This window comes from Mycobacterium sp. E1715, assembly GCF_001667625.1.
In the GTDB taxonomy this organism is placed as follows: domain Bacteria; phylum Actinomycetota; class Actinomycetes; order Mycobacteriales; family Mycobacteriaceae; genus Mycobacterium.
The window spans coordinates 1-18,064 of record NZ_LZJJ01000457.1; the positions used below are offsets into that span (position 1 = coordinate 1).

Annotated in this window: 17 protein-coding genes; 12 read left to right on the forward strand and 5 right to left on the reverse strand. The window is 66.6% G+C overall.

Features of this window, described 5'->3' with window-relative positions:
• The first annotated feature begins 404 nt into the window (after positions 1-404).
• The 6 genes from A9X03_RS23075 (at position 405) to A9X03_RS23100 (ending at position 5,840) form a co-directional block, all read left to right on the forward strand.
• A complete protein-coding gene (locus A9X03_RS23075; protein WP_067785018.1) occupies positions 405-1,298 on the forward strand; it encodes a PE domain-containing protein in 894 nt (297 codons plus the stop codon).
• Positions 1,299-1,357: 59 nt separating this feature from the next.
• Positions 1,358-2,515: a PPE family protein gene (locus tag A9X03_RS23080; protein WP_067785021.1), complete on the forward strand. Its 1,158-nt coding sequence runs from the start codon at positions 1,358-1,360 to the stop codon at positions 2,513-2,515.
• Positions 2,516-2,676: 161 nt separating this feature from the next.
• Positions 2,677-2,973 carry a WXG100 family type VII secretion target gene (locus A9X03_RS23085; protein WP_007168951.1) on the forward strand — a complete coding sequence of 99 codons (297 nt, stop codon included), beginning with the start codon at positions 2,677-2,679 and terminating at the stop codon, positions 2,971-2,973.
• Positions 2,974-3,017: 44 nt separating this feature from the next.
• The gene (locus tag A9X03_RS23090; RefSeq protein WP_046184805.1) at positions 3,018-3,302 is read left to right on the forward strand and encodes a WXG100 family type VII secretion target; all 285 of its coding nucleotides are present in this window, start codon (positions 3,018-3,020) and stop codon (positions 3,300-3,302) included.
• Between the two features lie 247 nt (positions 3,303-3,549).
• Entirely contained in the window at positions 3,550-4,323 is a 774-nt protein-coding gene (locus A9X03_RS23095) for a response regulator transcription factor (protein WP_067785024.1), read from the forward strand.
• Positions 4,320-5,840: a cell wall metabolism sensor histidine kinase WalK gene (locus A9X03_RS23100; protein WP_067785027.1), complete on the forward strand. Its 1,521-nt coding sequence runs from the start codon at positions 4,320-4,322 to the stop codon at positions 5,838-5,840. Before A9X03_RS23095 ends, A9X03_RS23100 begins: the two co-directional genes overlap by 4 nt.
• Before the next feature lie 114 nt (positions 5,841-5,954).
• Here the strand turns inward: A9X03_RS23100 and A9X03_RS29435 are convergent, their stop codons facing one another.
• A complete protein-coding gene (locus A9X03_RS29435) occupies positions 5,955-6,110 on the reverse strand; it encodes a hypothetical protein (RefSeq protein WP_156669919.1) in 156 nt (51 codons plus the stop codon).
• A gap of 107 nt (positions 6,111-6,217) precedes the next feature.
• Entirely contained in the window at positions 6,218-6,790 is a 573-nt protein-coding gene (locus A9X03_RS29440) for a DUF6611 family protein (protein ID WP_156669918.1), read from the reverse strand.
• A gap of 435 nt (positions 6,791-7,225) precedes the next feature.
• Here A9X03_RS29440 and A9X03_RS29445 point away from each other — a divergent pair, with 435 nt between their 5' ends.
• The 6 genes from A9X03_RS29445 to A9X03_RS23135 all read left to right on the forward strand — a co-directional run bounded on the left by A9X03_RS29445 (position 7,226) and on the right by A9X03_RS23135 (position 15,421).
• Complete coding sequence (locus tag A9X03_RS29445) at positions 7,226-7,333, forward strand: potassium ABC transporter ATPase (RefSeq protein WP_197508504.1); 108 nt, start codon at positions 7,226-7,228, stop codon at positions 7,331-7,333.
• Positions 7,334-7,418: 85 nt separating this feature from the next.
• Entirely contained in the window at positions 7,419-9,089 is a 1,671-nt protein-coding gene (kdpA, locus tag A9X03_RS23115) for a potassium-transporting ATPase subunit KdpA (RefSeq protein WP_067890194.1), read from the forward strand.
• Complete coding sequence (kdpB, locus tag A9X03_RS23120) at positions 9,089-11,239, forward strand: potassium-transporting ATPase subunit KdpB (protein WP_067890189.1); 2,151 nt, start codon at positions 9,089-9,091, stop codon at positions 11,237-11,239. The genes kdpA and kdpB overlap by 1 nt, the downstream gene beginning before the upstream one ends.
• Position 11,240: 1 nt before the next feature.
• Entirely contained in the window at positions 11,241-12,164 is a 924-nt protein-coding gene (locus A9X03_RS23125) for a potassium-transporting ATPase subunit C (RefSeq protein WP_068263211.1), read from the forward strand.
• 12 nt (positions 12,165-12,176) lie between these two features.
• Entirely contained in the window at positions 12,177-14,744 is a 2,568-nt protein-coding gene (locus tag A9X03_RS23130) for a sensor histidine kinase KdpD (RefSeq protein ID WP_067778382.1), read from the forward strand.
• Positions 14,741-15,421 (forward strand): response regulator, encoded by a 681-nt coding sequence (locus A9X03_RS23135; RefSeq protein WP_067759558.1) that lies wholly within the window; start codon positions 14,741-14,743, stop codon positions 15,419-15,421. The genes A9X03_RS23130 and A9X03_RS23135 overlap by 4 nt, the downstream gene beginning before the upstream one ends.
• Before the next feature lie 43 nt (positions 15,422-15,464).
• Here the strand turns inward: A9X03_RS23135 and A9X03_RS23140 are convergent, their stop codons facing one another.
• The 3 genes from A9X03_RS23140 to A9X03_RS23145 form a co-directional block, all read right to left on the reverse strand.
• Positions 15,465-17,072, reverse strand: a complete 1,608-nt coding sequence (locus A9X03_RS23140) for an MFS transporter (RefSeq protein WP_068263214.1) — start codon at positions 17,070-17,072, stop codon at positions 15,465-15,467.
• On the reverse strand, positions 17,069-17,203 hold the full coding sequence (locus A9X03_RS30650) for a hypothetical protein (RefSeq protein ID WP_255369099.1): 135 nt from the start codon (positions 17,201-17,203) through the stop codon (positions 17,069-17,071). The genes A9X03_RS23140 and A9X03_RS30650 overlap by 4 nt, the downstream gene beginning before the upstream one ends.
• Positions 17,204-17,309: 106 nt before the next feature.
• The coding region (locus A9X03_RS23145; protein WP_068263218.1) for an exopolyphosphatase at positions 17,310-18,064 on the reverse strand (755 nt) is incomplete at its 5' end.

Here is an 18,064-nt window from a genome sequence, read left to right on the forward strand (position 1 = left end):
CACTGGGCGGATTTTAAGTCCGCTGCCTCTGCCAATTGGGCTATGGGGGCCCGGCGGCGAATCTAGCGCGCGGGCGCCGAAACCGGGACATCGCACCCCTGTCGAATAGGCGAAATGTCCGGCATGCGCTGGGGGCGGCCTTCGGTTAAGATCCGCGCCCGCGCGCATTAACCACGGCTTTCCGGCAGATGACAGATGACACGTCTATGTCGTCCGGCAGGACCGTGTTAAAACTGCCGACCTCATCGTTAAAAAGCCGTAAACGGCTGTCACGCTGACGCTTTCGGCCGGGACCGTGGAGTCGTGGGTCGTTAGTGTTACGCCAACGCACAGGGGCCGTTACGCGAACACACAGGTCGATCCACCGCATGGGGGTCGGCTCGTTCCAACATTAGGAGCAATCGATGGCATTTCTGACAACACAGACCGAAGAGATGCTCGCTGCAGAGCAGCTGCTGTCGGGGATCAACACCAACCTGGCGGCGCAGAACGCCGGCGCCGCAGCGGCGACCACGGTCATCGCTCCCGCCGCCGCCGACCCGGTGTCGGCCCAGCAGGCGGCGATCTTCTCGGCGTACGGCACCCAGTACCAGGCAATCGCCACCGAGGCGCAGGCGTTGCTGGAGAATTACGCGCAGACCCTGGGCATCAGCTCCGGCAGCTACGGCGACACCGAGGCCATCAACGCGAGCCAGGCCGCGCTGTCGAGCGCCGCGTCGCCGGCCGCCGCCGCGGCCGCCACGCCGTCGAACACCCCGCTGGACTGGCTGGCATACCTGCTCGGTAGCACCGGCAACGGCACCAACCCGAACATGCTCGGCGGGATCTTCGGGCTGTCGAGCAACGGCGCCAACATCGGCAACATCGGCTTCGGCAACTGGGCCTCGGCCGGTTCGGACCTCCTGGGTCTGGCCGGTGGCGGCCTGCTCGACACCTCCGCCGCCGACGCCGCCGGTTCGGCGGCCGGTGCCGCGGGCCTCGCCGACACGACGGCGCCGATGGCGGGCGGCGGCATGGCCGGCATCGGCGCGGCGCCGATGGCCTCGATGGGCTCTGCCACGATGGTCAGCAAACTGTCGGTGCCGCCGAGCTGGGCCGCTCCCGCCACCCCGGTGGTCGGCACCAGCGCCGCACCGCTGCAGACGGTGGGCTGGACCGCCGCCGCCCCGCAGGCGGGCGCCGGCACGATCATCCCGGGCATGCCGGGCATGGGCGCCGCGGCACGCAACAGCGCCGGCTTCGGCGCTCCGCGCTACGGCGTCAAACCGATCGTCATGCCGAAACCGGCGACCGTCTAGTCCCTCGTCATTGCCCTCGAAACCTCGAATTTCTAAAGACAAAGGAGCGGGAAACCCAAATGGTTCTTGACTTTGCAGCAATTCCCCCGGAGATCACCTCTTCGCTCATGTACGCCGGCGCCGGCGCCGGGCCGCTGATGGCCGCCGCGGCCTCATACGCCAACCTGGCCGCCGAGGTCAGCGCGACCGCGACCCAGTGGGAGTCAATCGTCTCGTTGCTGACCACCGAAAACTGGACCGGTGGCGGATCGGCGGCGGCGGCGGCCGCGGCCCAGCCGATCATCACGTACCTGACCGAGACGGCCACGACGCTCGAGCAGGCCAGCGCACAGGCCACGGCCTCTGCGGCCGCGTACGAGGCCGCGTTCGCGGCGACGGTTCCGCCGCCGGTGATCGCCGCCAACCGGACGCTCCTGGCCACGCTCGTGGCGACCAACTTCCTTGGCGTCAACTCGGCCGCGATCGCCGCGACCGAGGCGCAGTACGCCGCGATGTGGGCTCAGGACGCCGCCATGATGGCCGCCTACCAGGCGGCGTCGGCGGCGGCGGGGGTGCTGACGCCGGTGACGCCGCTGGCGTCGACCACCAACCCCGCGGCCGCCGCGGCCGCGGACAGCACCGCGCTCGCCGCCGACTCGACCGGCGGCACGATCCAGGCGCTGGCTCCCGTTTCCAACGCGGCCCTGGCCGCGCCCAGCCTGCCATTCACGACTGACGGCATCCTGGGCTCGATTGACAACTTCCTCGGCACGCCGTCCGTGCTCAACGGCATCAACGGCGCCGTGAACACCGCGGCATGGTGGGTCTGCAACACCATCCCGACGGCCGTGTCGCTGGGGCACACCCTCGGAACGGTGCCGTCGATCCCGTTCGCCCTCACCGACTCCGTCACGCCGCTCGCCGGCGGCCTGGTGCCGGGCACGATGGTGGGCTCGGTGTCGGGCGCGGGAGCGTCGGCCGCCCTCGGCGAGGCCTCCGCGGTCGGCGGCCTGTCGGTGCCGGCCGGCTGGAACGCCGCCGCCCCGGCGACGTCGTTGGCCTCCTCCACCGCCCCGCTCGAGGGCTCGGGCTGGACGGCCGCGGCCGAGGCGGAGCCGGTCGCCGCGATGCCCGGCATGCCCGGCATGGCGGGGGCTGCCAAGGGCGCCGGTGCCTACGGCGCCGGGCCGCGATACGGCTTCAAGCCGATCGTCATGCCCAAGCAGGTTGTCGTCTGATGTCGGAATACCGGTACGGGAAATAAGGGGGTACATGTCACCCGTTTGAGGCGATCAGTTAACCGGTAGGTCGTAATCTGTCCATAACGCGGCCACCACCGCATCAATTGCAACTGTTAAGACTTCGAGTTTGAAGGCTTGAAAGACAAGGAGAAAGAAACATGGCAACACGTTTTATGACTGACCCGCACGAAATGCGTGCGATGGCGGGCCGCTTCGAGGTCCACGCCCAGACGGTCGAGGACGAGGCCCGCAAGATGTGGGCGTCCTCGATGAACATCGCCGGCTCGGGCTGGAGCGGTCAGGCGCAGGCGACCTCGTACGACACCATGGGCCAGGTCAACCAGGCCTTCCGCAACATCGTCAACATGCTCCACGGAGTGCGCGACGGGCTCATCCGCGACGCGAACAACTACGAGCAGCAAGAGCAGGCCTCGCAGCAGATCCTGAGCAGCTAGCAGCCGAAAACCACTGCTGTCCAACACTTCTAAGGAGCTAAGCAATGACCATTAACTACCAGTTCGGCGATGTCGACGCCCACGGTGCCTTGATCCGCGCCCAGGCCGCGTCCCTGGAGGCTGAGCACCAGGCCATCGTTCGCGATGTGCTCGCTGCCGGTGACTTCTGGGGTGGCGCCGGTTCGGTGGCCTGCCAGGAGTTCATCACCCAGTTGGGTCGCAACTTCCAGGTGATCTACGAGCAGGCCAACGCCCACGGGCAGAAGGTGCAGAGCGCCGGCAACAACATGGCCAGCACCGACAGCGCCGTCGGGTCCAGCTGGGCCTGACACCGCCTCTTCACTCGAAGGGCCCGCACACCGTGGTGTGCGGGCCCTTTTGGCTGCCCCGGGCAGCTCTGATGCGCCGGGGTGCTGTGCGAAACCGGGCCGCCGCACTGCGACATTCAACGACCATGCGAAGCAACGCTTTTGGATAACTGGGATCACCCGTCGAGTTGCTTCGCCGCCCGCGCACATTTGAGAACTCTATGAACTCCGTGACAGTTGGGTGTGCGTCTTGCCAGAATGTAGGAACATGACCGCAATGTCGGATTATGCGGGTGGCCAGCGCCCCCGCCAGGCCATCCTCGGGCAGCTGCCCAGGATTTACCGTGCCGATGGATCGCCGATCAGGGTCCTGTTGGTCGATGACGAGCCGGCGCTGACCAACCTGGTGAAGATGGCGCTGCACTACGAGGGCTGGGTGGTCGACATCGCCCACAACGGACGCGAGGCCATGGCCAAGTTCGACAAGGTCAGTCCCGACGTGCTGGTGCTCGACATCATGCTGCCGGATGTCGACGGGCTGCGGATCCTGGAACGCGTCCGCCAATCGGACACCTACACCCCGACGCTCTTCCTGACCGCGCGGGATTCGGTGATGGACCGGGTCACCGGTCTGACCGCGGGCGCCGACGACTACATGACCAAGCCGTTCAGCCTAGAAGAGCTCGTGGCGCGGCTGCGCGGGTTGCTGCGCCGTTCCGGTCAGCAGACGCCGCCCGCGGCCGAAACCCTCAATGTCGGCGACCTGCGCCTGGACACCGCCAGCCGGGAGGTGAGCCGGGGCGGCACGCAGATATCGCTGTCCTCAACCGAGTTCGAACTGCTGCGCTTCCTGATGCGCAATCCCCGCCGCGCGCTGAGCCGCACCGAGATCCTCGACCGCGTGTGGAACTACGACTTCGCCGGGCGCACCAGCATCGTGGATCTCTACATCTCCTATCTGAGGAAAAAGATCGATTCCGGCCGGGAACCGATGATTCACACCGTGCGCGGTGTGGGATACATGTTGCGGCCCCCGGAATGAGCCGGGCCCGGGACGCCCTGTCCGGCGATCTTCCGCGGTGGCTGCCCCATTCGTTACGCCGCCAGCTTTTGTTGGGCGTCCTCGCCGTGGTCAGCGTGGTGCTGATGACGGTCGGCATCGTCTCCGTGCTGAGCCTGCGGGGCTACGTCACCGCGATGAGCGACGCCGACGTCGCCGAGTCGTTGGACGCGTTGGGCCATTCGTATCACAAATACGTTCGGGGCGAACATGATCCGGCCGTCGGTGCCAAGCCACTGCCGGAGGCGATGCTGCAGTTCACCGATCAGACGCCGGGAAACCTGATCGTGGTGCTGCATGAAGGCGCCGTGATCGGGTCGGCGGTGTTCTCCGAAGCCGAAGCGCGGCCCGCACCCGCCGACGTGGTGCGCGCCGTCGAGGCGCAATCGTGGGCAAATGGCCCGCCCCGGACCGAAAACCTGGGCAGCCTCGGGTATTACCGGCTCAAGAGCCACGTCGATGGATCGGACGTGCTGATCGCCGGCGTCTCGCTGAACCTCGCCGACCAGATCATCGCCCGCAAACAACTCACCACCACCCTGCTGATCGCGGCGGCGTTGACGGTCACCGCCGGGCTCACCGTTTGGGTCGTCGGCTACACCCTGCGCCCATTGCGCCGGTTGGCGGCCACCGCTGCGGAAGTCGCCGCCATGCCGCTCGCCGACGACGACCACCGAATCAGTGTCCGGGTGCGGCCGCGTGACACCAACCAGCAGAACGAGGTCGGCATCGTCGGCCACACGTTGAACCGGTTGCTCGACAACGTCGACAGTGCGCTGGCGCAGCGCGCCGAATCCGATCTGCGAACGCGGCAGTTCATCACTGACGCCAGCCACGAACTGCGGACCCCCCTCGCCGCGATTCAGGGGTACGCCGAACTCACCCGCCAGGACAGTTCGGAGTTGCCCCCGACCACCGAATATGCGCTGGCCCGCATCGAGTCGGAAGCGCGGCGCATGACGCTGCTGGTCGACGAGCTGCTGCTGCTGTCGCGCCTGGGCGAAGGGCAAGACCTGCAGAGCGAGGACGTCGACCTCGCCGAGCTCGTCGGCAACGCCGTCAACGACGCGGCGGTCGCGGCGCCGATGCACCACTGGGTGAAGGACCTACCGGCGGAACCGGTGTGGGTCCGTGGGGATCATGCGCGGTTGCATCAGCTGGTCAGCAACCTGCTCAACAATGCCCGGGTGCACAACCCGCCCGGGGTCACCGTCACGACCGCGATCGCCTGCCGCCGCGATGGTGCCGAGGCGCCATGTGCGGAGCTGACCGTGGCCGACGACGGACCGGGCATCGACCCGGAGCTTCTCCCCCGCTTGTTCGAACGGTTCGCCCGGGCGGACAACTCGAGGCTCAACGGAACGGGCACCGGGCTGGGCCTGGCCATCGTCAGTTCGATAGTCAAGGCGCATGGCGGCTCCGTAACCGCCGAATCCACCGAGGGCAGAACGGTTTTCCGCGTCCGGATCCCGATGACCGAAAAACCCGGCAGCCGCTGAAACCCGGCATTCACGTGTGCTTGCCCGAGGCCGATCTTTTGCGATGATTGGCTTTTCCTCCGACAAGCGCGCTTCTCGTCGGTTCGCTTGGACATCACATCGGCTCTGTCGTTTTCAACGCAACGCAGAATCGACGAGGTAAGCGCTGAGCTTCTCGTTCGCGAGCACCCGGGTTATGAACCAGCGCTGCATCTTTCCGAGGGTCAACGCGGTGATCCAACCACCGCTGGCCTCGGCCAGTGATTCGTCTACATCCAGCTTGGATTGCACATCGGCCGTCAGTGGCCAATATCGTCGCTGGCAAGAGCAGCAGGTTCTGCGCCCAATGATTGGACGGACACCGGATACCTGGACGCCTGAGGTTTTGTGTCAGCGCATCAGACATGCTCGATCTCTGCCACACGGTCGTAGGCATCCCACCAGACGGCCTCATGCTCGACCGGTGAGATCGCATGAGTCGTCAGCATGCGGTCGGCCTTGATCAGCATGTCGACCAACGTCCGCCATTGGGCGTACCTGCGCAGCTCCTGCACGTCGACGGTGTTGGGCATGAGGATGATCGACATCGACCTAGCTCGAACACGGGGAGGCCCGGCCCGGAAAAAGAGGAGCATGCTGATACTCAGGTAGGCGACCGCGGCGACTGTCAGCACGGTATCGGGTGAGTCCATTGCATTGCCCAACACCATGACGCACAACAGCATCAACGCGGCAGCGGTTAGCGGCCATGCACGCCACAGCCTCGCCAGCCGCCGGTCGGTGGTACTGGTTCCGGGCGGATAGACGATGAGGTTGTAGCGGCGAACCCCGTACTGGCTGACCGCCGCCCCATACGATCCCCAAAGGTGGTCACCGTCGAGCAGGCGCGAGAACCACGGCGGCGCGGCTGCTCTCCCCTGTGGTGGTTCGGTAACGCCGCGTTCGACGGTTCGGTGTTGGCGATCACGCATGAATTTCGGTCTACGCCGAAAGCACGGCACGTGCCGGGATGACAACGGCATCCATACGTCCGGGGCGCCAATGTTTACGGAACCTTAATCGACCCGGTGCGCAGGATCGGCAAAAGCACCGGCCAATGCCAGAGCTTGCGATTGACGAGGCCGGGCGCCGTGGAGGTCCTCAAAACTCCTGTCCGTCATCGTGATTGGGGACACCTACTCCGATGCTGAGATGAAAAAACGTGCCGCCGTCGGTCCGGACGTCGCCGGGCGGGAGTTGCTGGCAGGTTCGAACGAACGTGCGTAAAAAAACCGTAAGGGAGCCCTGGGCCACCGTAAGAAAAGTGTCAACCAATGGCCCTATCGGACCCGCCCCAACTAACTTCAAGCTGACCTTGCCTCCGAGAAAGCGCTGCGGCTAGCTCGATGAGGCCCTTTCGTATGCACGTGATCGGCCCGAACGGAGACAAGATGGGCGTGTTGGTGTACATCGTGCTCACGGTGGCGGTGTTCGCCATCCTCGGCACGGTTCAGAAGCTGGTCGAGCGGCTGTGAGTTACGAAAACATCGTCGGCTTGGCGCTTTCCGTCCTTCTGGCACTGTTTCTCGCGTGCGCCTTGCTGTTCCCGGAGAGGTTCTAGTGAGCACAACAACTGCGGGCGTCATCTTCCTGCTCGTCCTCGTCGTGGCCTTGGTGCTGGTGCACGTGCCCCTCGGCGACTACATGTACCGGGTGTATACCTCGGACAAGGACTCGTATGTCGAGCGGATCATCTACCGGCTGATCGGTGTCGACGCCCGCTCGGAGCAGACGTGGGGCGCCTACGCGCGCAGCGTCTTGGCGTTCTCGTCGATCAGCATTCTCTTCCTGTTCGTGTTCCAGCTCGTGCAGGGCAAGCTGCCGCTGCACCTGCACGACCCGGCCACGCAGATGACTCCGGGGCTGGCGTGGAACACTGCGGTCAGCTTCGTCACCAACACCAACTGGCAGGCCTATTCCGGCGAGTCCACGCAGGGTCACCTGGTGCAGATGGCCGGGCTGGCGGTGCAGAACTTCGTTTCCGCCGCCGTCGGGATGGCGGTCGCGATCGCGCTGGTGCGCGGATTCGCCCGCAGGCGCACCGGCGAGCTGGGCAACTTCTGGGTCGACCTGGTGCGCACGGTGCTTCGCATCCTGCTGCCGATTTCGATTGTCGGAGCGATCGTGCTCGTCGCCGGTGGCGCCATTCAGAACTTCCACCTGCACGACCAGGTCGTCAACACCCTCGGTGGCACGCAGCAAACAATTACCGGCGGCCCGGTCGCCAGCCAGGAAGCCATCAAGGAGCTGGGCACCAACGGCGGCGGCTTCTACAACGCGAACTCCGCCCACCCGTTCGAGAACCCGACCCGGTGGACCAACTGGCTGGAGATCTTCCTGCTGCTGGTGATCAGCTTCTCGCTGCCGCGCACGTTCGGGCGCATGGTGGGCAGCACGAAGCAGGGCTACGCGATCGCATCCGTCATGGCTTCGCTGTACGCCATCAGCGTGACCTTCATGATGTGGTTCCAGCTGCAGCATCACGGCACGGTGCCGACCGCGGTCGGTTCGGCCATGGAGGGCGTAGAGCAGCGGTTCGGCGTCGCCAACTCCGCCGTCTTCGCCGACTCGACGACGCTCACCTCCACGGGCGCGGTCGACTCGTTCCACGACAGCTACACGAGCCTTGGCGGCATGATGACCATGTTCAACATGCAGCTCGGCGAGGTCGCGCCCGGCGGCACCGGCTCGGGCCTCTACGGCATGCTCATCCTCGCGGTGATCACCGTGTTCGTCGCCGGACTGATGGTCGGGCGCACGCCGGAATACCTCGGCAAGAAGATCAACCCCCGCGAGATCAAGCTCGCCGCAAGCTATTTCCTGGTCACGCCGCTGATCGTGCTCACCGGCACCGCGATCGCGATGGCGCTGCCGGGCGAACGCGCGGGGATGCTGAACTCGGGCCCGCACGGATTGTCGGAGGTCCTCTACGCGTTCACCTCCGCCGCCAACAACAACGGGTCGGCCTTCGCCGGCATCAGTGTCAACACCAACTGGTACAACACCGCCCTGGGGCTGGCCATGGTCTTCGGCCGGTTCCTGCCGATCGTGCTCGTGCTCGCCCTGGCCGGCTCGCTGGCCAGGCAGGGCCAGACACCGGAATCGGCGGGCACGCTGCCCACTCACCGGCCACAGTTCGTCGGCATGGTCGCCGGCGTCACGCTGATCCTGGTGGCCCTCACCTTCCTGCCCATGCTCGCGCTCGGACCTCTCGCTGAAGGAATCCACTGATGACCGCGACCACCGCCGACCCGGCTGAGCAGTCGCAGCCCACCGCCGCCGCGAACACCAAACGGGTGCAGGGCGGTTTGCTCGACCCGAAGATGCTGTGGCGCTCGACGCCGGACGCGCTGCGCAAGCTCAACCCGCGCACCCTCTGGCGCAACCCGGTGATGTTCATCGTCGAGATCGGTGCCACCTGGAGCACCGTGCTGGCCATCATCGACCCGACCTGGTTCGCCTGGTTGACCGTGGTATGGCTTTGGCTCACCGTCCTTTTCGCGAACCTCGCCGAGGCCGTGGCGGAAGGCCGCGGGAAGGCCCAGGCCGAGACCCTGCGCCGGGCGAAGACCCACACGCTGGCCCGGCGGCTCAGGAACTGGCAACCCGGCGCGCCGGCCGTCGAGGAAGAGGTCGCCGCGCCGCTCCTGCAGCAGGGTGACGTCGTCGTGGTCGAGGCGGGGCAGGTGATACCGGGCGACGGCGACGTCGTCGAAGGCATTGCCTCCGTGGATGAATCGGCCATCACGGGCGAATCCGCGCCGGTGATCCGCGAGTCCGGTGGCGATCGCTCTGCGGTCACCGGCGGCACCACCGTGCTGAGCGATCGAATCGTCGTGCGGATCACCCAAAAACCCGGCGAGAGCTTTATCGACCGGATGATCGCGCTCGTCGAGGGCGCCAACAGGCAGAAGACCCCCAACGAGATCGCACTGAACATCCTGCTGGCCGCACTGACCATCATCTTCGTCTTCGCCGTCGCCACGCTGCAGCCGCTGGCGATCTATTCGAAGATGAACAATCCCGGCGTCCCAGACACCCAGGCGCTCAACACAAACGGCGTCACCGGCATCGTGATGGTGTCGCTGCTGGTCTGCCTGATTCCAACCACCATCGGCGCGTTACTGTCCGCCATCGGCATCGCCGGCATGGACCGGCTGGTGCAACGCAACGTGCTCGCCATGTCGGGCCGCGCGGTGGAGGCCGCGGGCGACGTCAACACGCTGCTGCTCGACAAGACCGGCACCATCACCCTGGGTAACCGGCAAGCCGGCGCGTTCGTCCCCCTCGACGGCGTCACCGACGAGCAGCTGGCCGACGCCGCGCAATTGTCCAGCCTCGCCGACGAAACCCCGGAGGGGCGCTCGATCGTCGTCTACGCCAAGCAGCATTTCGGGCTGCGGGCACGCACCCCGGGCGAACTCGCGCACGCCCACTGGGTGGAATTCTCCGCCGCCACGCGGATGTCCGGCGTCGACATCGACGGGCACCAGCTGCGCAAGGGCGCGGCAAGCTCCGTCGCGGAATGGGTGCGGGGCCAAGGCGGAAAGGTGCCCCAGCAGCTCGGCGAGCTCGTCGACGGCATCTCCGCCGGCGGCGGCACCCCGCTGGTGGTCGGGGAGAGCCGCGACGGCGAAGCGGCGGTGCTGGGCGTGATTCACCTCAAGGACGTCGTCAAGCAGGGCATGCGGGATCGCTTCGACGAGATGCGCAAGATGGGCATCCGGACCGTCATGATCACCGGCGACAACCCGTTGACGGCCAAAGCGATTGCCGACGAGGCCGGCGTCGACGACTTCCTCGCCGAGGCCACGCCCGAGGACAAACTCGCGCTGATCAAACGAGAGCAGGAGGGCGGCAAGCTGGTCGCGATGACCGGCGACGGCACCAATGACGCGCCGGCCTTGGCACAGGCCGACGTCGGCGTGGCGATGAACACCGGCACGTCGGCCGCCAAAGAGGCGGGCAACATGGTCGACCTCGACTCCGACCCCACCAAACTCATCGAGATCGTCGAGATCGGCAAGCAGTTGCTGATCACCCGGGGCGCGTTGACCACCTTCTCGATCGCCAACGACATCGCCAAGTACTTCGCGATCATCCCGGCCATGTTCGTCGCGTTGTTCCCCGGGCTGGACATGATCAACATCATGCGGCTGCACAGCCCGCAGTCGGCGATCCTGTCGGCGGTGATCTTCAACGCGATCGTCATCGTGGCGCTGATCCCGCTGTCGCTGCGGGGTGTCCGATACACGCCGAGCAGCGCGTCAAAGCTGTTGAGCCGCAATCTTTATATCTACGGCCTCGGCGGCATCGTGGCCCCATTCATCGGAATCAAGGCGATCGACCTGATCGTTCAATTCGTCCCAGGGATGTCCTGACATGAAGTTCTCGAATTTCGTCCGCGTGCATTGGGCGGCTTTCCGCGCGCTGCTGGTCCTCACGTTGGTCACCGGCATCGCCTACCCGCTGTTCATCTGGCTGGTCGCCCAGATTCCCGGGCTACACGACCAGGCGGAAGGGTCGATTCTGACCTCTAACGGCAAGCCGGTCGGCAGCCGGCTGATCGGTCAGCTGTTCACCGATAAGGACGGCAACCCGCTGCCGAAGTACTTCCAGAGCCGCCCGTCAGCGGCCGGCACCGGCTACGACCCACTCTCGACCAGCGCGAGCAACCTCGGGCCGGAGAGCATCGTCGACACACCCGCCGACCCTGCGCAATTGGCATCCGGCAAGTCCGCTTCGGACGCGGGCTTCAAGCCGAGCCTGCTGACCACCGTGTGCTCGCGCAGCGCCGCGGTGGGCCAGCTGGAAGGGGTGGACGGGTCTCGTCCATTCTGCACGGGCGGCGGTGTGGGGGCCGTGTTGTCGGTGATCGGGCCGCGCGACGCCCGCGGCAACGTCACCCATCCGACGCGGGTGGTCAGCGTCAACGAGCCCTGCCAGGCGGTCCCGGCGCCCTTCTTGGCCCTTTACGAGGGCGTGCGGGTCGAATGCGCCAAGTATGGCGAGGACTACACGATCGGTCAGATCGTGCCCATCCGCGGCGCCGCACCCGCCAACCCCGCCGTGCCCGCCGACGCCGTCACCGCGAGCGGCAGCGGCCTCGACCCGAACATCTCACCGGCCTACGCCGACCTCCAAGTGGCCAGGGTGGCCAAGGCCCGGCACGTCAGCCCCGACGAGATCCGTCAGGTGTTGGCGCAGAACCGAAGCGGGCGCACCCTCGGATTTTTCGGCGAGCCGTGTGTCAACGTGTTGCAGCTCAACCTGCAACTCGATCACAAATATCCAGTCTCGAGCTAGCGCGATAGGGGGATGATGGTTGACGTGAGTGTCGTTGACCACCGTCCTAAACGCGGCGAACTGCGGATATACCTCGGTTCGGCCCCGGGGGTGGGCAAGACGTACGCGATGCTCGGCGAAGCGCATCGCCGGCTGGAACGCGGCACCGACCTGGTGGCCGGCGTGATCGAGACCCACGGCCGTGCGAAAACCGCTGAGCTGCTTGAGGGCATTGAGTTCGTTCCGCCGCGCTACATCGAATACCGCGGCAGCACCTTCCCCGAACTCGACGTGCCGGCCGTCCTCGCGCGTCGGCCCCAAGTCGTCTTGGTCGATGAGCTCGCGCACACCAACACACCGGGCAGCAAAAACGCCAAGCGTTGGCAGGACGTCGAGGAATTGCTCGACGCCGGGATCACGGTGATCTCCACCGTCAACGTCCAGCACCTGGAGAGCCTCAACGACGTCGTCGCCCAAATCACCGGCATCGAACAGAAGGAGACCATCCCGGACTCCATCGTCCGCCAGGCCTCTCAGGTCGAGCTGATCGATATCACACCGGAGGCGTTGCGCCGCAGGCTCTCCCACGGAAACGTCTACGCCCCGGAGCGGATCGACGCGGCGTTGTCGAACTACTTCCGCCGCGGAAACCTCACCGCGCTAAGGGAACTCGCGCTGCTCTGGCTGGCCGACCAGGTTGACACTGCGCTGGCCAAATACCGCGCCGAAAACAAAATCACCGAAACATGGGAGGCCCGCGAGCGGGTCGTGGTGGCGATCACCGGCGGCCCCGAGTCGGAGACGCTGGTACGCCGGGCATCCCGGATCGCGTCGAAGTCCAGCGCCGAGCTGATGGTGGTGCACGTCATCCGCGGCGACGGGCTGGCCGGCCTGTCGGACGCGCGGATGGCGAAGATTCGCGAGCTGGCGAGCAGCCTGGACGCCTCCCTGCATACCGTGGTCGGGGACGACGTGCCAACGGCCCTACTCGATTTCGCCCGCGAGATGAACGCCACTCAGCTGGTGATCGGCACCTCGCGCCGGTCGCGGTGGGCACGCATTTTCGAAGAGGGCATCGGCGCGACGATCGTCGAGCGGTCGGCGAAGATCGACGTGCACCTGGTTACCCACGAGGAATCCAAACGCGGCTTTCGCGCGGCATCGCTGGCGCCCAATGAGCGCCGGGTGGCGTCGTGGCTGGCAGCCTTCATCGTGCCGTCGCTCATCTGCGCGGTGATCGTGACAGCGCTGGACAGGTATCTGGGCACCAGCGGCGACAGCGCCCTGTTCTTCGTCGGCGTGTTGCTGGTCGGACTGCTGGGAGGCGTTGCGCCGGCGGTGGTCTCGGCGGTGCTCTCCAGCCTGCTGCTGAACTATTTCCTGACCGCGCCGCGGCACACCTTCACCATCGCCGAACCCGATGCCGCCGTCACCGAACTCGTGCTGCTGCTGATCGCCGTCGCCGTCGCGGTGCTGGTCGACGGCGCGGCCAAGCGCACCCGCGAGGCCCGGCGCGCCTCGCAGGAGGCCGAGCTGCTGACGCTGTTCGCGGGCTCGGTGCTGCGTGGGGCCGACCTCGAGACGCTGCTCGAGCGGGTGCGCGAGACCTACTCGCAACGCGCGGTCAGCATGCTGCGCGAACCCGCCGAGGAGGACCACGGCGGCGGCAAGCGGGGCGAGGTCGTCGCCTGCGTGGGCCGGGATCCCTGTGTCACGGTCGATTCCGCCGATACCGCGATCGAGGTCGGCGACGACGAATTCTGGATGCTGTTGGCGGGCCGCAAGCTTTCGGCCCGCGACCGGCGGGTGCTGAGTGCGGTGGCCAAGCAGGCCGCGGGTCTGATCCGGCAGCGCGAGCTGGCCGAGGAAGCCAGCCGGGCCGAGGCGATCGTGCGGGCCGACGAGTTGCGGCGTTCGCTGCTGTCGGCGGTCAGCCACGACCTGCGTACGCCGTTGGCGGCGGCCAAGGTCGCGGTGTCCAGCCTGCGCGCCGAGGACGTCGCCTTCTCCCCCGCGGACACGGCGGAACTGCTGGCGACCATCGAGGAGTCCATCGACCAGCTGACCGCGCTGGTGGGAAACCTGCTCGATTCGTCGCGCCTGGCCGCCGGGGTGGTGCACCCCGACCTGCGCCGGGTCTATCTGGAGGAGACGGTTCAACGGGCGCTGATCAGTATCGGCAAGGGCGCCACCGGTTTCTACCGCTCCGCCATCGACCGGGTGAAGGTCGACGTGGGTGACGCCGTGGTGCTGGCCGACGCCGGGCTGCTGGAGCGCGTCCTGGCCAACCTGATCGACAACGCGCTGCGGTACGCGCCCAACTGTGTGGTGCGGGTCAACGCGGGGCGCGTCGGCGATCGGGTGCTGATCAACGTCATCGACGAGGGACCCGGCATCCCGCACGGGACCGAGGAGCAGATCTTCGAAGCGTTCCAGCGCCTCGGCGATCACGACAACACCACGGGGGTGGGCCTGGGCATGTCGGTAGCGCGCGGCTTCGTCGAGGCCATGGGCGGGACGATCGCGGCCGGGGACACCCCGGGCGGCGGTCTCACGGTGGTGGTGGAATTGGCCGCGCCGGAGATGGTTGCGGCGCGATGACCCGCGTGCTGGTGATCGACGACGAGCCGCAGATCCTGCGGGCGCTGCGCATCAACCTGTCGGTGCGGGGTTACGAGGTGATCACCGCGTCCACCGGCGCCGGCGCGCTGCGCGCTGCCGCGGAGCACAAGCCCGACGTCGTGATCCTCGACCTCGGACTCCCCGACATCTCCGGCATCGATGTGCTGGCCGGGCTGCGGGGCTGGCTCACCGCGCCGGTGATCGTGCTGTCGGCGCGCACCGACTCGTCGGACAAGGTCGAGGCGCTCGACGCCGGGGCCGACGATTACGTCACCAAACCCTTTGGCATGGACGAGTTTTTGGCGCGGCTACGGGCAGCGATCCGGCGCAACACCGCGGCGTCCGAACTGGAGCAGCCGGTGATCGAGACGGACGCCTTCACCGTCGATCTGGCGGCCAAGAAGGTGACCAAGAACGGCGCCGAGGTTCACCTCACCCCGACCGAATGGGGAATGCTGGAAGTCTTGGTCCGCAACCGGGGCAAGCTGGTCGGCCGCGAAGAGCTCCTCAAGGAGGTGTGGGGCCCGGCGTACGCCACCGAAACGCATTATCTGCGAGTGTATTTGGCGCAACTGCGGCGCAAGCTCGAGGACGACCCGTCGCAGCCCAAGCACTTGCTGACCGAATCGGGTATGGGGTATCGGTTCGAGGTGTGAGTGGGCGCCCTGAGTGCACCCGGGGCGGCGTTGACCAAACCCGTCATGGTCGTACCCGCACGGGAAGGTAATAGTCGTGTTCGCGGTCGCAGTCAACGGTGAAGGCGACCGCCCTCATCACGCCCTCGTCGTCGAATTCCAACCACCGCTGGGTGCGCTGACGCTCGAATTCGGTCCACGAGGCGACGGTGAACCTTTCGAGGAACGTATCCGGTTGTCCGACGCTGTGATAAAGCCGCCAAGTGTGGCCGCCCGTTCGCAGCCTCGATCGTCGGACGGCGCGTATCGCCTCGACGAATTCCTCGAGCCGGTCAGTGGGCACTCGGTAACGAACGGTGACGAGAACCGGCCCGTCGTCAGGGCACGGTTCGAACACCAACGTCGGTGTCGGCCATGCTGTGGACACGTCGACCTTCAGCTTCCCGGTCGACGGCCGCAACGGAAGCACGGCGGCGCTCAGAGCAACCGCACCCAGCATCACCGCGGAACCCACCAGCGCCGTGCGCAGATCCGTCCGCGTGGCTATCGCGCCCCAGGCATACGAGCCGAGGGCCTGAGAACCCGTTGCGACCAGTAGATAGAGGGCCAACCCGCGTGCCATGACCCATCGCGGCAAAGAGAGCTGCGCGGCGGCGTTCAAGGTTGTCAACGTGATCAGCCACGCCATCCCGGACAACATCAGGAATGGCGTCGCCGCGGCGAACGGCAGCCAGATCACCGCAAGCGGCGCAAGGCCGTACGCGGCTGCCGACGCCCCCAGCAGAACATTGTCGGAGATTCGCTCACGCAATCGCGCGGCAACGACGACGGCAAGGATGGCGCCCAACCCCATAGCCGCCAGCGCGACACCGTAGCCACTGGCCGTTAGATGCCACCTACGGGCGGCGGCCACCGGCAGCAACGCGAATACCGCCGAGGCGGGAAACAGGAACAGCGCCGCCCGCAATAGGATCCGGCGAATATTGGGACCGTTGCGAACGAATCGCAGGCCGGCGATCACGGCCTGGCCGAAGTGCTCTCGCTCGATTGGGCTGAGCTGTTTAGGTCGTTTCCAGGCCAACAGCACAGCGATTATTCCGGCGAACGAGAGGGCGTTGATTGCAAAGACCGCAGCAGGACCCGCCAAAGCCACGACAACGCCGCCGAGTGCCGGTCCAATCGCCCGGGCTGCATTTCCGGCGACGCTACCCAACGTCGCTGCGGCCGTGATCTGCTCACGCGGAACAATTTCGGGCTGAATCGCCTGCCAAGCCGGGGCGGTAAGGGCAGCCGCACAGCCAATGGCCGCGGTAAGCATCAGCAGCGACGCAGGGCTGAGCCGGCCGAGGAAGGTCAGAACCGCCAGCGCCAGCGCGACAAGCACCGCGTACGCGTTCAGAAGAATCAGCAGCCGGCGTCGGTCGAACAGATCGGCGAGCGCGCCGGCAAACAATCCGAAGACCAAGGTCGGTGCCAGGGTCGCAGTCTGGACAAGCGCCACGATGACGTCGCTGCTGTGCTTCTCGACCAAAAACCATTGAGCCGCCACAGTTTGCATCCACGTCCCGGTGTTGGAGCCCAGCTGTGCGATCAACAGACCGCGGTAGACGTGGTTACGCAACGGCGCCCATGCCGACGGTGGCCCGTCGGCATGTTCGTCGCCGGAAATCACCGCAGAGCTGATAACCGGCCACCCGCCTGTTCGGCGTACTTGCGACGCTGGGGCTGTCCGGCGCCGTGCACCACGGCAGCAACAAGAATGCCCGTCATCATCACGGGCAGCCGGACGGTGAGATCTGGCATAACCACGCCTTCCGCGTCGTGCCGAAAGTTGAAGTCTAGAGCAACTCCCCAGGTTCGGCGCGCGCCGAAATGACCGCACCCAATGTCGCGACATCCGGGAGTCGGGCTATCGCGCGATCGACAGCACGATGCCGTCCAGGATGTCGTGCTCGCTGACCGTGAGCTCGTCGATGCCGGCGCGGACGCGCAGCTCGCGCGCCAACTCCTCGACCACGATCGCACCGCCGCCGATGACGTCGGCACGCCCCTCATGCATAGGCCCCAAAGCGGCACGCTCGGATCGCGGCATGGCGATCAGCCGCTCGCACACCGCCAGGAGATCCCGGCCGGGAACGCGCGAAAGATGAATGGCCGCAGAGTCATACGCCGTCATGTTGTGAGCCAGCGCCGAAAGCGTCGTCATCGTCCCGGCCAGCCCAACCCAGGTTCGCGCCCCCTCGACGGGCACCACGCGCAGCGCGACACCGAGCCGCTCGCGCACCACCGCCCTGGCCGCCGCCACCTCGTCGGCTGTCGGCGGATCCGAGTGCAGGCAGCGCTCTGTCAGCCGTACGCAACCGATGTCGGCCGAGTGACTGGCCACCATGTAATCCCCGCCCAGCACGATCTCGGTAGAGCCACCGCCCAAGTCGACGACGACGAAAGGCCCTGCGGCAGGATCCAATTCACCGACGGCGCCGCGGAACGACAGCGCGGCCTCCTCGGCGCCGGTGATCACCTCCGCCACCGCGCCGGGCAGCACCGCGCCAAGCACCTCGGCCGTCATCGCAAAGAAGACATCACGATTGGCGACGTCGCGCGCCGCCGACGTGGCCACCATCCGCACCCGCTCGACGCCGTGCCGCTTCAGCAGCGCGACGT

Bases quoted from the DNA above. Each gene is read 5' to 3' on its own strand.
- A9X03_RS23130 (WP_067778382.1), top strand. From the start codon at position 12,177: ATGATGGTTGACGTGAGTGTCGTTGACCACCGTCCTAAACGCGGCGAA.
- A9X03_RS23075 (WP_067785018.1), top strand. From the start codon at position 405: ATGGCATTTCTGACAACACAGACCGAAGAGATGCTCGCTGCAGAGCAG.
- kdpB (WP_067890189.1), top strand. From the start codon at position 9,089: ATGACCGCGACCACCGCCGACCCGGCTGAGCAGTCGCAGCCCACCGCC.
- A9X03_RS23135 (WP_067759558.1), top strand. From the start codon at position 14,741: ATGACCCGCGTGCTGGTGATCGACGACGAGCCGCAGATCCTGCGGGCG.
- A9X03_RS23100 (WP_067785027.1), top strand. From the start codon at position 4,320: ATGAGCCGGGCCCGGGACGCCCTGTCCGGCGATCTTCCGCGGTGGCTG.
- A9X03_RS23095 (WP_067785024.1), top strand. From the start codon at position 3,550: ATGACCGCAATGTCGGATTATGCGGGTGGCCAGCGCCCCCGCCAGGCC.
- A9X03_RS23085 (WP_007168951.1), top strand. From the start codon at position 2,677: ATGGCAACACGTTTTATGACTGACCCGCACGAAATGCGTGCGATGGCG.
- A9X03_RS23080 (WP_067785021.1), top strand. From the start codon at position 1,358: ATGGTTCTTGACTTTGCAGCAATTCCCCCGGAGATCACCTCTTCGCTC.
- A9X03_RS29440 (WP_156669918.1), bottom strand. From the start codon at position 6,790: ATGCGTGATCGCCAACACCGAACCGTCGAACGCGGCGTTACCGAACCA.
- A9X03_RS30650 (WP_255369099.1), bottom strand. From the start codon at position 17,203: ATGCCAGATCTCACCGTCCGGCTGCCCGTGATGATGACGGGCATTCTT.
- A9X03_RS23090 (WP_046184805.1), top strand. From the start codon at position 3,018: ATGACCATTAACTACCAGTTCGGCGATGTCGACGCCCACGGTGCCTTG.
- A9X03_RS23125 (WP_068263211.1), top strand. From the start codon at position 11,241: ATGAAGTTCTCGAATTTCGTCCGCGTGCATTGGGCGGCTTTCCGCGCG.